This is a genomic window from Streptomyces sp. CNS606 (assembly GCF_000426325.1).
In genome coordinates, this window is record NZ_AUFD01000015.1 from 95,811 (window position 1) to 109,393 (window position 13,583).

Annotated in this window: 12 protein-coding genes; 3 read left to right on the forward strand and 9 right to left on the reverse strand. The window is 73.0% G+C overall.

The features are described from left to right. Nucleotides 1–164 precede the first annotated feature (164 nt). The 8 genes from eno to K304_RS0112555 all read right to left on the reverse strand — a co-directional run bounded on the left by eno (nucleotide 165) and on the right by K304_RS0112555 (nucleotide 8,310). Nucleotides 165–1,445 (reverse strand): phosphopyruvate hydratase, encoded by a 1,281-nt coding sequence (gene eno, locus K304_RS0112520; RefSeq protein WP_027764034.1) that lies wholly within the window; start codon nucleotides 1,443–1,445, stop codon nucleotides 165–167. A 224-nt stretch (nucleotides 1,446–1,669) separates the two neighbouring features. Next, a complete protein-coding gene (locus K304_RS0112525; protein WP_027764035.1) occupies nucleotides 1,670–2,728 on the reverse strand; it encodes a transglycosylase family protein in 1,059 nt (352 codons plus the stop codon). An 83-nt stretch (nucleotides 2,729–2,811) separates the two neighbouring features. After that, the gene (locus K304_RS0112530; protein WP_051308390.1) at nucleotides 2,812–4,029 is read right to left on the reverse strand and encodes a cytochrome P450; all 1,218 of its coding nucleotides are present in this window, start codon (nucleotides 4,027–4,029) and stop codon (nucleotides 2,812–2,814) included. A 79-nt stretch (nucleotides 4,030–4,108) separates the two neighbouring features. Further along, nucleotides 4,109–4,699: a Uma2 family endonuclease gene (locus K304_RS0112535; protein ID WP_027764037.1), complete on the reverse strand. Its 591-nt coding sequence runs from the start codon at nucleotides 4,697–4,699 to the stop codon at nucleotides 4,109–4,111. Nucleotides 4,700–4,765: 66 nt separating this feature from the next. Beyond that, nucleotides 4,766–5,776: a nucleoside triphosphate pyrophosphohydrolase gene (locus K304_RS28705; protein WP_037790162.1), complete on the reverse strand. Its 1,011-nt coding sequence runs from the start codon at nucleotides 5,774–5,776 to the stop codon at nucleotides 4,766–4,768. Nucleotides 5,777–5,829: 53 nt separating this feature from the next. After that, complete coding sequence (locus K304_RS0112545; protein WP_027764038.1) at nucleotides 5,830–6,483, reverse strand: SurA N-terminal domain-containing protein; 654 nt, start codon at nucleotides 6,481–6,483, stop codon at nucleotides 5,830–5,832. Nucleotides 6,484–6,634: 151 nt separating this feature from the next. After that, nucleotides 6,635–7,333, reverse strand: coding sequence for an HNH endonuclease family protein (locus tag K304_RS0112550; RefSeq protein WP_027764039.1), 699 nt, complete (start codon nucleotides 7,331–7,333; stop codon nucleotides 6,635–6,637). Between the two features lie 119 nt (nucleotides 7,334–7,452). Next, complete coding sequence (locus K304_RS0112555) at nucleotides 7,453–8,310, reverse strand: isocitrate lyase/PEP mutase family protein (protein ID WP_078528989.1); 858 nt, start codon at nucleotides 8,308–8,310, stop codon at nucleotides 7,453–7,455. A 195-nt stretch (nucleotides 8,311–8,505) separates the two neighbouring features. On the opposite strand from K304_RS0112555, the gene K304_RS0112565 reads away from it, so the two are divergent. Further along, the gene (locus K304_RS0112565) at nucleotides 8,506–9,135 is read left to right on the forward strand and encodes a LysE family translocator (RefSeq protein WP_027764041.1); all 630 of its coding nucleotides are present in this window, start codon (nucleotides 8,506–8,508) and stop codon (nucleotides 9,133–9,135) included. Between the two features lie 97 nt (nucleotides 9,136–9,232). Here K304_RS0112565 and mfd read toward each other — a convergent pair whose 3' ends face one another. Continuing rightward, nucleotides 9,233–12,778 carry a transcription-repair coupling factor gene (gene mfd / locus K304_RS0112570; protein ID WP_027764042.1) on the reverse strand — a complete coding sequence of 1,182 codons (3,546 nt, stop codon included), beginning with the start codon at nucleotides 12,776–12,778 and terminating at the stop codon, nucleotides 9,233–9,235. A gap of 187 nt (nucleotides 12,779–12,965) precedes the next feature. On the opposite strand from mfd, the gene K304_RS0112575 reads away from it, so the two are divergent. Next, on the forward strand, nucleotides 12,966–13,208 hold the full coding sequence (locus K304_RS0112575) for a type II toxin-antitoxin system Phd/YefM family antitoxin (RefSeq protein WP_027764043.1): 243 nt from the start codon (nucleotides 12,966–12,968) through the stop codon (nucleotides 13,206–13,208). Continuing rightward, complete coding sequence (locus tag K304_RS0112580; protein WP_027764044.1) at nucleotides 13,208–13,582, forward strand: type II toxin-antitoxin system VapC family toxin; 375 nt, start codon at nucleotides 13,208–13,210, stop codon at nucleotides 13,580–13,582. Before K304_RS0112575 ends, K304_RS0112580 begins: the two co-directional genes overlap by 1 nt. Nucleotide 13,583: the final 1 nt, after the last annotated feature.

Here is a 13,583-nt window from a genome sequence, read left to right on the forward strand (position 1 = left end):
CCTCCCCGGCGTCGGACGTCACGGTCTCCTCGGCGCGCGTGCCGCACACGCGCCCGTCCCCGCCACCGTACGGGAACGGTGGCGGGGACGGGCGCGGAGCGCGTCGCGGGTGGCGCCGGTTTCGCCCGGTCGGGGCGTTGCGGCGCCGCGGGCCGGCCGCGGTCTCAGCCCTTGAAGCGCGGGAACGCCGAACGGCCCGCGTACACGGCGGCGTCGTCGAGGATCTCCTCGATGCGCAGCAGCTGGTTGTACTTGGCGACGCGGTCGGAACGGGCGGGGGCGCCGGCCTTGATCTGGCCGCAGTTCACCGCGACGGCCAGGTCCGCGATGGTGACGTCCTCGGTCTCGCCGGAGCGGTGGGACATCATGCACTTGAAGCCGTTGCGCTGGGCCAGTTCGACGGCGTCCAGGGTCTCGGTGAGCGAGCCGATCTGGTTCACCTTCACCAGCAGGGCGTTGGCGGCCTTCTCCTCGATGCCGCGGGAGAGGCGCTCGGGGTTGGTGACGAACAGGTCGTCGCCCACGAGCTGCACCTTGTCGCCGAGCTTGGCGGTCAGCGTCGTCCAGCCGGCCCAGTCGTCCTCGTACAGCGGGTCCTCGATGGAGACCATCGGGTACGCGTCGACGATCTCCTCGTAGTACGCGGCCATCTGGTCGGCGGTGCGGTTCTCGCCCTCGAAGACGTAGGAGCCGTCCTTGTAGAACTCGGAGGCGGCGACGTCCAGGGCGAGGGCGATGTCCTGGCCGGGGGTGTAGCCGGCCTTCTGGATCGCCTCGAGGATGAGGTCGAGCGCCTCGCGGTTGGAGCCGAGGTTCGGCGCGAAGCCGCCCTCGTCGCCCAGGCCGGTGTTCAGGCCGCGCTCCTTCAGCACGGACTTCAGCGCGTGGTACACCTCGGCGCCCCAGCGGACGGCCTCGGAGAACGACTCGGCGCCGACCGGCGCGATCATGAACTCCTGGACGTCCACGTTGGAGTCGGCGTGCGAGCCGCCGTTGAGGATGTTCATCATCGGCACCGGGAGCTGGTGCGCGTTCGGGCCGCCGAGGTAGCGGAACAGCGGCAGGTCGGAGGCCTCGGAGGCGGCGTGCGCGACGGCGAGGGAGACGCCGAGGATGGCGTTGGCGCCCAGCGAGGACTTGTCCGCGGTGGCGTCCAGGTCGAACATCGCCTGGTCGATCAGGCGCTGCTCGGTGGCGTCGTAGCCGACCAGCTCCGGGCCGATCTGCTCGATGACGGCGAGGACGGCCTTCTCGACGCCCTTGCCGCCGTAGCGGCCGGTGTCGCCGTCGCGCAGCTCCAGGGCCTCGAAGGCTCCGGTGGAGGCGCCGGACGGGACCGCAGCACGGCCGGTGCTGCCGTCGTCGAGGCCGACCTCGACCTCGACCGTGGGGTTGCCTCGCGAGTCGAGGATCTCGCGGGCCACTACGACGTCGATGGACGGCACGTGGGTCTCCTTCGTGTGTGTCTGGTTCCTGCCCCCGCAGCCTAACCGCACGGGCCTCCCGGTCGTTTGTTCCGGTGGTAAAGAAAACACTCCGTTACGGAACCGAGCCATAACGGAGTGTTCAGGAAGCGGTCACCGAGCGGAGGGAACCGGTCGGCGGGCGGCGTGTCCGCGCAGCGGCGGAGCACCGCTCACCCGGACGGCCGGTGCGCGTCGGCCGCGGGTCAACGCAGCTCGCCGCCGGTCAGCAGGTCGAGGCGCTGACCGGGAAGGATCAGGTCGGGGTCGTCGCCGACCGTCTTCCGGTTGCCGTCGTAGAGCGCCGGCCAGCCGCCCGTCAGGTCGTGCTCGGCCGCGATGGCCGACAACGAGTCGCCCGGACGCACCAGGTAGCCGTCCTCGGCGTCGCCGGGCTTGCCGTGCTTGCCGCGCGCGGAGCGGTCGTCGTCGACACGCTCGTCGCCCGGGTCGCCGCGGTGACGGCCGGCGCCCTCCCCGTCCCCGCGCCCCTCGGACTCGGAGGGGTCCAGGCCGGAGCCGGTGCCGCTGGTGCCGTCGGAGGACTCCTCGGGCGCGGGTTCGGTCCCGCCGGACGGGGGGTCGCCCGAGGGGTCGTCGCCGTTCGCGTCGTCACCCGTCGAACCGCCGCCCGTGGAGCCGCCCGTGGAGTCGTCGGGGTCACCGCCGCCCTCGGACGAACCGCCCGAACCGTCGCTGCCGCCCGAGCCCTCGGGGTCCTCCCCGCCGTCGGAGTCCTCCCTGTCGTCGGAGCCGTCGGAGTCACCCGGGGCGTCCGGGAGTTCGGGCACGTCCGGGATCTCCGGGTCGGGGACGTCGGGGAGTTCGGCGTCCGGCAGGTCCGGCAGCTCGGGCACCTCCGGCACCTCGACGTCCGGGAATCCCGAACCCTCCGGCAGCAGCCCGGCGCCACCGGAACAGCTGGGCCACGCACGGGGGCCCTGGTCGGCGAGGATCTTCTCGGCGACCTCGATCTGCTGGCCGCGGCTGGCGAGGTCGGGGCGCGCGGCGAGCACCTTGCCGCCGTACTCCTCCCACATCTCCATCGTCAGCTGGAGCCCGCCGTAGTACCCGTTGCCGGAGTTGGCACTCCACAGGCCGCCGCTCTCGCACTCGGCGACGCGGTCCCACGTGGCGCCGTCGGCCGCCTGGGCGCCACCCGCCGCGAACAGCGGCAGGGCGAGGCCGGCGCCGGTCACGCCCGCCGTGACGAACAGCGCGGGAGCCTGACGGGGTCGCCGGTGACGGCCGTTCCCGGAGCGCATGCGAACCCTCTCGTCGTTCCGTGCGAATCGATCGCCGAACGTAGCCGCACGGCCAGGTCCGTCACAAGCCAATGTCACAAGGATCACGTGAAGGTCACGGGCAAAGTGCGCAATCCGCGCATGATGAGGCCGCCACGCCACCGCAAGTCGTCCGGATCGGATGCCAGTTGCAGATCCGGCAGACGTCCGAAAAGTGCGGACAACGCGATCTGCCCCTCGAGCCGGGCGAGTGGCGCGCCGAGACAGTAGTGGATGCCGTGCCCGTACCCCAGGTGCTGGTTGTCGGAACGTGCCAGGTCGAGGACGTCCGGATCACCGAACCGTTCCGGGTCGCGGTCGGCGGCGGCCAGCACCACCAACACCGGCTCACCGGCGGCGATCTGCCGCCCCCCGATCTCCAGCGGCCGCGTCGCGAACCGCCAGGTCGCCATCTCCACCGGCCCGTCCCAGCGCAGCAGCTCCTCCACCGCGCCGGCCAGCCACACCTCGTCCCCACCCTCCAGCGCCTCGTGCAGCCGGGCCCGTTGGGCGGGATGGCGCAGCAGCGCGTAGGTGCCGTTCCCGATGAGGTTGACGGTCGTCTCGAAGCCGGCGAAGAGGAGGATGAACGCCATCGCGGCGGCCTCGTTCTCGGTGAGGTGCTCGCCGTGGTCGGAGGCCCTGATGAGATCGGAGATGAGGTCGTCTCCCAGGCCCTCGCGCTTGCGGTGGATGAGTTCGGCCAGGTAGCCGCGCATCTTCTTCACCGCCCGCCCCACGCCGCCCCGGGGGGCGTTGCCGTGCCGGAGCATCATGGCCGCCCAGTCGCGGAAGTCGTCCTGGTCCTCGGACGGCACCCCGAGCAGGTCGCAGATCGCGTAAATGGGCAACGGGAACGCGAACTCGTGGATCAGGTCGGCCTCCCCGCGGCCGGCGAAGGCGTCGACCAGCCGGTCCGCGAGTTCGCGGACCCGCGGCTCGAACGCCGCGACCCGCCGGGGGGTGAACGCCTTGGAGACCAGCCGCCGCAGCCGCGTGTGGTCCGGCGGGTCGATGTTCAGCAGGTGCGTCATCAGGTTGGCGCTGCGTTCGCCGGGAATGCCGACCTTGCCCTTGCCGTGCGCGGCGCGCTCGGCGTGCGTCTCCGGGTTCTTGCTCAGCCGCGGGTCCGCGAGTGCCTGCCGGGCGTCCGCATAGCGCGTCACCAGCCACGCCTCGACCCCGGACGGCAGCGTCGCCCGGTGCACGGGCGCGTGCGCCCGCAGCCACGCGTATGCGGGGTACGGGTCGGCGGCGAACCGCCAGTCGAACAACGGCGGCATGTCGGGCGGCGGAGCAGGTCTGTCGTCGTCGTGCACGCCCCGACCGTATCCGCCGCAGCCGACGACGGCGGGCGGCCGGTCAGTCCTGCGGGAAGTCCTCCGTCGCCAGGCACAGGGCGAACCCCAGGGGGGCCAGGTCCAGGCCGTCGCCGAACTTCGCCGTCAGCTCGCTCTCGTACCGCTCACCGTCGGGGTGACCGAACGCGTGACACTTCCCCGAGTACGGGTCGGCCACGACGTAGACGGGGATTCCCGCCGAGGCATACGTGCGGAGCTTGGTGCCGTAGTCGTTCTCCCGTGTCTCACGGGACACGACCTCCAGGACGAACTGCACGTCCCGGTAACGCAGGCGGCCCTTCTCGTCCACCTCGGCGTCGTCCGCGAGCTTGAGCAGATCGGGGGCGAAGCCGTTGCGAAAGCCCGGCAGCGGAAGGAGTACGTCGGACTTGGTGCGCGCCCGCCGCCCGAAGACTTCCTTGATCTGCAGCAGCACCAGCTCGATGATGTCCCAGTGCGTGTTCCTCTGCGGCGACACGACGACGGCCCCTTCGACGATTTCGGCCTTGAAGCCCTCGGGGATCGTCATCCGTTCCAGGAGCGCGAGCTCCTCGTCCAGCGCGGATGCCTCGGCGTCGCCCATATCGATCCTGTCGGCCAGTTCGACGGTCATGGTGCGCTCCCTCCCCGCCACGCGTCCGCGCAGCCGCGCGGTTCAACGATACGGGCACGGCGCCGGTCACGCCCCGCTTCCGGCCTCCGCGGTGCGGAGGGTGTCGCGGTAGGTGCGGGCGGCGGCGCGGAGCGCGGTCTCCGGGTCGGTGCCCTCGGCCTCCGCGCGGGCGGCCAGCGCGAGGAGTTCGTACCCGACGCCCGGGACGCCGGCGGGCGGCGCGGGAAGACCGGCCGACCGGGCGCGGCTCGACAGCTTCGCGGCCAGCGCCAGCGCGGGCTGCCCCAGCGGGACGCCGTCGGTGACGGACTCCCGCCGCTTCTCGAGGGCCTTGGTCCGCATCCAGTGCGCCTTGACGTCCTCGGGCGTCTGCGCGCTCTCGTCGCCGAAGACGTGCGGGTGCCGGTGGATCAGCTTCGTCACGATGCCGGCGGCGACGTCGTCGACCGAGAACGGCTCGTCCGGGTCGTCCTGCGCGATGCGCGCGTGGAAGACGACCTGGAGCAGCACGTCGCCCAGCTCCTCGCGCAGTTCGTCCCGGTCCCCGGCCTCGATCGCCTCGACGAGTTCGTACGCCTCCTCGATGCCGTACTTGGCCAGGTCCTCGTGGGTGCGCACGCTGCTCCACGGGCAGTCGCGGCGGATGCGGTCCATCACCTGCACCAGGTCCAGCAGCCGCGCGCCCGGCAGGTCGTACGCGCCGGGAAGCAGTTCCAGCGCGGGCATCTCCTCCCGGCCGGAGCCGGCCAGCCGGGCCAGGCCGTCGGTCAGCCGCGGCTCGCCCTCGGCCGTGGCGAGCACCACGACCGTACGGCCGCCGTCGCGGCACGCGTCGACCAGCTCGCGCGCCGTGGGCGCCTCGACGTCGACCGCGACGTCAGCCTCTTGCACGTACGGAAGCTGCGGGTGACCGGAGTCGGCGCACACCACGCGGTCCGCACCGCGCAACGCCTGCCAGGCGGGCCAGGACAGCAGGCCGGGCGCGACGCGGTGGCTGGTGGTCAGCAGGACGATGCGGCCGGACGCGGGTGCGGACTCGGGCCCGGGAGCCGGGCCGGGAGCGGGTGAAGGGGACACCTCTGCAACCTAACCCAGCTCCCCCGCACGCCGGGGCCCGGCCGGTGGCGGCCTCAGGCCCGCTGCTGCTCCAGCGCCTTCTCCCCGGTGACGTCGTTGAGCCACGGCATCTTCTCGGTGGTCAGCGCGCTGCTCTTCGCGTCCCAGGTGCCGTACCGGGGGTTCACGACGATGTCCATCTCGCCGGACAGCTCGGAGAAGCGCTTGTTGAGCTCCTGGTTGCCCTGCGGCGAGGCGGGGTCGATGTCCCAGGCCTTGGCGACCTTCTGCACGGCGACGTTCAGCCAGACCCAGTCGTCGGCGGCGGACGGGGCGATGCCCTGCTGCTCCAGCAGAGCCTGCCGGAAGCCCTTCGCGCCGCCGGTCTGCTGCTCGTACACGTCGCGCTGCCGCTGCAGCTCGCTGCGGGAGACGCCGACCCCGGCGTCCTTGAGGGCCTGCTCGACGACGCGGTGGCGGATCATGCCGTCCAGGGTGGAGCGGGTGAGCTGCCCGGTGCGGCGGATCATCTGCTCGCCCTGCGGCATCTCCCGCTGCGCCGCGCGGGCCTCGCCGACGCGGGACTGGAGCTGGGCGAGGGAGATGCGCTCGCCGTCCACGACGGCCGCGGCCCCGGGATGCGTCTCGCCGCAGCCGGTCAGCAGCGGCGCCGCCAGCAGCAGTGCGGCGGCGGTGGAGACGGTGACGGCGGACCTACGGCGGTGCATGGAAGCCTCCCGGGCGGCGGCGAAAGCGGTTGTGCGCTGTTTCACAACCTGGCGATGATCGATGGTAGGGAGTCCGCGCGGCTGTGACCACCGCTTCGACACACCCGTCGCGTATCGGCCCCGCCGCCGGAACGGACGCGTGTTTGCCGGGTCACTCTCCGCAGCTGTCGAGCATCGAGGTCAGCGCGGTCTTCTCGGCCTCGGTGACCGACAGCGCGTAGTGGTGTTTCACCGCCACCCAGTGGCCCGCGTAGGTGCACCAGTAGGAACGGCGCTCGGGCTTCCACTCGTCCGGAGGCTCGTCGCCCTTGGACTGGTTGACGTTGTCGGTCACCGCCCACAACTGCGGGCGTTCCAGGTCGTTGGCGAAGGCTTCGCGCCGCTCGTCGTCCCAGGCACGGGCGCCGCTGCGCCACGCCTCGGCCAGCGGCACCATGTGGTCGACGTCCACGTCGGAGGCGTCCGTCCACACCCCGGCGTCGTACGGGCTGTGCCAGGTGCCGGAGACGGCGTAGCAGTCGGCGTCGGTGCGTACGTCCTTCCCGTCCCGCTTCAGCACGACCTCGCGGGTGTCGCACGCGCCCCCCTGGTCCGACCAGTGGGCGAACCGGTCGCGGGAGTAGCCGTCCATGGTGCCGGGCTGCCGCACGTCCAGCTCCGCGAGGAGGCGCCGGGCCTCGCCGTCGCCGGGGGCCGCGGTGGACGCCGGCGGCTCCGGCGCGGCGTCCTCGAGATCCTCCACGCCCTCACGGACCGTTCCGCACGCCGTGCACACCGCCGCGAGCGACACGGCCAGCGACACCGCCGACAACGTTCGCGTCCACCGCCGCGCTCGCGACGCCCGCCCCATCACTGCCACGCTGCCTCCCCGGCTCCCCTGCTCCCCGCCGCTGCCACTTGTGCGGGCGGCTTCATCCTGACAGCCCGGACCCGCCCGGCGGGAGGGCGCCCGCCGGATCCGACGCGACGTCAGCCGCCGGTGGCTCCCGCGCCGTCGTCGCCGCCGAGCAGCGCGGCGGCCTCCTCGGCCAGCGCGCCGAGCACCCGGCGGTGGGGGAACGGGCCGTACGAGACGCGGGCCACGCCGAGTTCCTGGAGCCGCGTGGGAGACGGAGCGCCGGGGGTTCCGAGGAGGCTCAGGCGTCCGGGACCGAAGCGCTCGGCGAGCGCGGCGACGGCTTCCTCGTCCGTGCAGCCGGGGACGAACACGCAGTCCGCCCCCGCCTCGAGGTAGGCGAGGCCGCGGACGGTCGCGTCCGCGAGCAGGTCGGCAGCCGGCCGCCCGTCGCCGCGCAGGTAGCAGTCGGTGCGGGCGTTGAGCACCAGCGGCACGCCCTCCGCTGCGCCCGCGCGCACGGCGGTGGCGACGCGTTCCGCCGACTCGGCCGTGGGGCGCATCCCGTCCTCCAGGTTGGCCCCGGCCACGCCGGCCCGCACGGCGCGGCGGATCGTGCGGTCCACGTCGCCGTAGCCGGCCTCCAGGTCCGCGGTCACCGGCAGATCGACCGCCGCCGCGATCCGTGCCACGGCGTCCAGCATGAGGTCGGCGGGGATGTGCTCGCCGTCGGGACAGCCGTGGCAGGCGGCGATCGCGGCACTGGCGGTGGCGACGGCGCGGCAGCCGGGGACCTCCGCGACGGCCCGGGCGGAGGCCACGTCCCAGGCGTTGACCAGCACCAGGATCGCCGGATCGTGGTGCAGGCGGCGCAGTTCGGCGGCCCGTTCGGCGGCCCCTTCGGCGGCCCGTTCGGCGGCCCCTTCGGCGGCCCGTTCGGCTGCGCGAGCGGTGCTGTCGGTGCGCGCGGAGGTGCGCGACGATGCGGTCATTCTCGGCCTCCAGGGGCTGGGCGAGCACACGGCTCGGTGGTGGCTGCGCCACCCGGCCGACGCGTGCGGGCTGCGGGTGCCGCGCCGACGAGCATGCCGTGCGCCGGGGGTCCGGGCCAGCGGTTTCCCGTCACCTACGTCCGGGTCCGCCTCCGCGCCCCCACCGTCGAACTCCTCTTCGACTAGCCTGGCGGGATGACCTGGCAGACCTACGGATCGTTCGTGGTCTTCGCCCTGGTGCTGATCGTCATACCGGGGCCGGACTTCGCGGTCGTCACCAAGAACACCCTGAGCGCCGGGCGTGTCCGCGGCGCGTGGGCGAGCGCCGGGGTGGCCTCCTCCAACGCGGTCCAGGGCATGGCCGCCGCCGTCGGACTGGGCGCCCTGATCGTGGCCTCCCAGCCGGTGTTCACGGCCGTCAAGTGGGCCGGCGTCGCCTACCTCGCCCACCTGGGCCTGCAGGCACTGCGCTCCGCCTGGCGCGGCGACTCCGCCCCGGTCCCGGCGGACGGCGTCGACGGCGGCGGCGGCGCGCTGCGCGGCTGGCGACAGGGCTTCCTCTCCAACATCACCAATCCCAAGGTGCTGGTCTTCTACCTCGCGGTGCTGCCCCAGTTCCTCCCCGGCGACGCTCCGCTGTGGCAGTCCTCCGGTCTCGCCCTGACCCACGCGGCGCTGTCGCTCGGGTACCTGCTCCTCCTGGTCACCGGCCTGCACCGGGCCCGCCGGGTGCTGAGCCGCCGCACCGTGCGCCGCGCCCTCGACGCGGTCACCGGCACCGTCCTCCTCGCCTTCAGCGCCCGCCTCGCCCGCGACCACGCCTGACAGCCATAGGAGCATCCTCGGGCCCGACCGCGCCGGGGCCGCCCGCCCCCTCGGCAGGGAGGAGCGGGCGGCGGGGGCGTCGCGGCGAAGCCGGGCGTCAGGTGCCCGGGACGGAGGTCAGGAACTCGCCGACCCAGGCGAGCAGGTCGCGGCCGACGACGGGCTTGCCGCCGATCCCGCCGCCCGACTTGGGCCGCGGCACCAGCACCTGCCGCGTCGTCTGCTTGATGACCGACCGCGGGTACAGCCGCTTCAGCCGCAGCTCCTGCGACTCCCGCAACTCCACCGGGGAGAAACGGATGTTGGAGCCCTGGAGCGTGATGTCGGTGACGCCGCACGAGCGGGCCAGCATCCGCAGCCCCGCCACCAGCAGCAGGTTCTCCACCGGCTCGGGCAACGGGCCGTACCGGTCGGCGAGTTCCTCCCGGACGGCCGCGATGTCGGCCTCGGAGTTCGCCGAGGCGATCGCCCGGTACGCCTGGAGCCGCAGCCGCTCGCCCGGCGCGTAGTCGTGCGGGACGTGCGCGTCGACCGGCAGCTCGATCTTGACCTCCAGCGGAGCCTCCTCGACCTCGCCTCCGGACTCCAGCGCGGACCGGTAGTCGGCGACGGCCTCGCCCACCATCCGCACGTACAGGTCGAAGCCGACGCCGGCGATGTGCCCGGACTGCTCGCCGCCCAGCAGGTTGCCCGCACCGCGGATCTCCAGGTCCTTCATGGCGACGTACATGCCCGCGCCCATCTCGGTGTGCTGCGCGATGGTCGCCAGCCGCTCGTGCGCGGTCTCCGTCAGCGGCTTCTCCGGCGGGTACAGGAAGTACGCGTAGCCCCGCTCCCGGCCGCGCCCGACCCGGCCGCGGAGCTGGTGCAGCTGCGACAGGCCGAAGTTGTCGCCGCGCTCCACGACGAGCGTGTTGGCGTTGGAGATGTCGATGCCGTTCTCCACGATCGTCGTGGACACCAGCACGTCGAACTTCTTCTCCCAGAAGTCGACGACGACCTGCTCCAGCGCCGACTCCGACATCTGCCCGTGTGCGGTGGCGATGCGGGCCTCCGGCACGATCTGCCGCAGCCGCGCCGCCGCCCGGTCGATCGACTCCACCCGGTTGTGGATGTAGAACACCTGGCCCTCGCGCAGCAGTTCACGCCGCACGGCCGCGCCGATCTGCCGCTCCTCGTACGGGCCGACGAACGTCAGCACCGGGTGCCGCTCCTCCGGCGGTGTGGTGATGGTCGACATCTCGCGGATGCCGGTCACCGCCATCTCCAGGGTGCGCGGGATCGGCGTCGCCGACATGGTCAGCACGTCCACGTTGGCCCGCAGTTTCTTCAGCTGCTCCTTGTGCTCGACGCCGAACCGCTGCTCCTCGTCGACGACGACCAGGCCCAGTTCCTTGAACTTCACCTCCGAGGAGAACAGCCGGTGCGTGCCGATGACCACGTCGACCGTGCCGTCCCGCAGGCCGTCCAGCACGGCGCCCGCCTCGGTGTCGGTCTGGAAGCGGGACAGCGCCCGCACCTTCACCGGGAACTGCCCGTACCGCTCGGTGAACGTGCCGAAGTGCTGCTGCACCAGCAGCGTCGTCGGCACCAGCACCGCGACCTGCTTGCCGTCCTGCACCGCCTTGAACGCGGCCCGCACGGCGATCTCCGTCTTGCCGTAGCCGACGTCGCCGCAGATCAGCCGGTCCATCGGGACCGACTTCTCCATGTCCTCCTTGACCTCGGCGATCGTGCTGAGCTGGTCCGCGGTCTCCATGTACGGGAACGCGTCCTCCAGCTCGCGCTGCCACGGCGAGTCGGGGGCGAACGCGTGGCCGGGGGCGGCCATCCGCGCCGAGTACAGCTTGATGAGGTCCGCGGCGATCTCCTTGACCGCCTTCTTCGCCCGCGCCTTGGTCTTCGTCCAGTCCGCGCCGCCCAGCCGGTGCAGCGACGGCTGCTCCCCGCCGACGTACTTGGTGACCTGCTCCAGCTGGTCGGTGGGCACGAACAGGCGGTCGCCGGGCTGCCCGCGCTTCGCCGGCGCGTACTCCACCAGCAGGTACTCGCGGGTGGCGCCCTGCACGGTGCGCTGCACCATCTCGATGTAGCGGCCCACGCCGTGCTGTTCGTGCACGATGAAGTCGCCGGCCTGCAGCGTCAGCGGGTCGATGGTCTTGCGGCGCCGCGCGGGCATGCGGGCGCCCTCCCGCCCGGCCGCCTTCTGCCCGGACAGGTCCGTCTCGGTCAGCACCGCCAGCTTCAGCGCCGGGTCCACCAGGCCGTTGTCGATCGAGCCGCAGGCCACGTGCACGACGGACGGCTCGATGCCGCCCAGGTCGCCCTCCAGCCGGGCCGCGACGCCCTCGCCGCCCAGCACCTCGACCGTGCGGGCCGCGGGACCGTGGCCCTCGGTGACGTACACGCAGCGCCAGCCGTCGGCCAGCCAGCCCTTGGTGTCGGCGAGCGCGCGGGCGGTGTCCCCGCGGTACGTCTCCGGGGCGCGCATGCCGAGCTGGAGCACGTCGTCCTCGTCGCCGGCCACGGAGGTGTCCGGCGCGAAGGGACTCACCGACCACCACAGCATGCCCAGCTCGCGGGCCCGCTCCCGCACGTCCGCGATACCCCACAGCGAGGCCGCCCCGACGTCGACCGGAGCCTCGCCTCCCCCGGCGGAGGCGGCCCACGACGCCTCCAGGAACTCCCGGCTGGTCGCCACCAGGTCCGCGGCCCTGGTACGGACCCGCTCCGGGTCGCACACCACGCCCATCGCCCCGGACGGCAGCACGTCCAGCAGCAGCTCCATGTCGTCCACCAGGACCGGCGCCAGGGACTCCATGCCCTCCACCGCGATGCCCTCGGCGATCTTCCCGAGCAGTTCCTCCAGCTCCGGGTGCTGCTGCGCCAGCTCCGCCGCGCGCCGCCGCACGCCGTCGGTCAGCAGCAGCTCCCGGCACGGCGGCGCCCACAGGCCGTGCTCGGCGATCTCCAGGGACCGCTGGTCGGCGACCTTGAAGTACCGGATCTCCTCGACCTCGTCGCCCCAGAACTCGACCCGCAGCGGGTGCTCCTCGGTGGGCGGGAACACGTCCAGGATGCCGCCGCGCACCGCGAACTCGCCGCGCTTCTCCACCAGCTCCACCCGCGCGTACGCGGCGGCCGCCAGGCCCTCGGTGATCTCCCCCAGGTCCGCCTCCCGGCCCTGGCGCAGCGCGACCGGCTCCAGGTCGCCCAGGCCCTTGACCTGCGGCTGGAGCACGGACCGTACGGGCGCGACCACGACGGAGACCGGGCCGGTGGTGGCGTCCGCGGGGTCCGGGTGGGCGAGGCGGCGCAGCACCGCGAGGCGACGGCCGACGGTGTCGCTGCGCGGCGACAGCCGCTCGTGCGGCAGTGTCTCCCAGGACGGGTACTCCACGACGCCGTCCGGCGGCAGCAGGCTGCGCAGCGCCGCCGTCAGGTCCTCGGCCTCGCGGCCGGTGGCCGTCACGGCCAGCACGGGGCGGCCGGCCTCGCGCGCGAGCGCGGCGATCGCCAGCGGCCGGGCGGAGGCGGGGCCGACCAGGTCGACGTGATGGCGGTGGCCCTCGGCCGCGGCCCCGACCGCCTCGTCGAGGGCGGGGTCGCGCAGGACCACGTCGAGCAGACCGTGCAGGCTCATGAAGGCATCCGTCCGGGGTGGCGGACCGGGGGCGTCCGGTCGGGTGGGCAACACGAAGAGCCCGACATGCGTCCGCAGGCCGGGGTCTCCAGCGTACGACCACCCGCCGACAGCCGTCCGCCGACCGGACCGGCTATGCTTGGTCCAGCAGTTAGTCCACCTTTCGCCCCGGCCCTGCGAGGCACTCATGGACGCAGCCCACCAGTACAACGTGCACGAGGCCAAGACCCACTTCTCCCGGATACTGGAGCAGGTCGCCACCGGCGAGGACGTCGTGATCAGCAAGGCCGGCACCCCGGTCGCCAAGGTGGTCCCCCTGCGGCCGACGGTGCGCCGCACCGGCAGGGGGTCGCTGCGCGGGCAGATCCACCTCCACGACGACTTCGACGAGCTCCCCGACGACCTCGCGGAAGCCTTCGGGATGCGCTGATGCGACTGCTCCTCGACACGCACGTGGTGCTCTGGTGGCTGGACGACTCGCCGGAGCTGAGCGACGAGACGAAACATCTGATCGACACGGAACCGGCCATCTATGTCAGCGCCGTGACACCGTGGGAGATCGCGATCAAGCAGTCGCTCGGCAAGCTCGACGGTCCTGCCGACCTGCCGGAACGCGTCCGGGACAGCCAGTTCAGCCCGCTGCCGATCGGCGCGGGGCACGGCGTCCGTGCCGGACGCCTGCCCGCCCACCACAGCGATCCGTTCGACCGCGTCCTGGTGGCCCAGGCCCAGATCGAGGGCATGACGGTGGTGACACGGGACAAGTGGATCCCGCAGTACGACGTACCGGTCATGCCGGTGTGAG

Bases quoted from the DNA above. Each gene is read 5' to 3' on its own strand.
- K304_RS0112525 (WP_027764035.1), bottom strand. From the start codon at position 2,728: ATGCGCTCCGGGAACGGCCGTCACCGGCGACCCCGTCAGGCTCCCGCG.
- K304_RS0112530 (WP_051308390.1), bottom strand. From the start codon at position 4,029: ATGCCGCCGTTGTTCGACTGGCGGTTCGCCGCCGACCCGTACCCCGCA.
- K304_RS0112535 (WP_027764037.1), bottom strand. From the start codon at position 4,699: ATGACCGTCGAACTGGCCGACAGGATCGATATGGGCGACGCCGAGGCA.
- K304_RS0112545 (WP_027764038.1), bottom strand. From the start codon at position 6,483: ATGCACCGCCGTAGGTCCGCCGTCACCGTCTCCACCGCCGCCGCACTG.
- K304_RS0112550 (WP_027764039.1), bottom strand. From the start codon at position 7,333: ATGGGGCGGGCGTCGCGAGCGCGGCGGTGGACGCGAACGTTGTCGGCG.
- K304_RS0112555 (WP_078528989.1), bottom strand. From the start codon at position 8,310: ATGACCGCATCGTCGCGCACCTCCGCGCGCACCGACAGCACCGCTCGC.
- K304_RS0112565 (WP_027764041.1), top strand. From the start codon at position 8,506: ATGACCTGGCAGACCTACGGATCGTTCGTGGTCTTCGCCCTGGTGCTG.
- mfd (WP_027764042.1), bottom strand. From the start codon at position 12,778: ATGAGCCTGCACGGTCTGCTCGACGTGGTCCTGCGCGACCCCGCCCTC.
- K304_RS0112575 (WP_027764043.1), top strand. From the start codon at position 12,966: ATGGACGCAGCCCACCAGTACAACGTGCACGAGGCCAAGACCCACTTC.
- K304_RS0112580 (WP_027764044.1), top strand. From the start codon at position 13,208: ATGCGACTGCTCCTCGACACGCACGTGGTGCTCTGGTGGCTGGACGAC.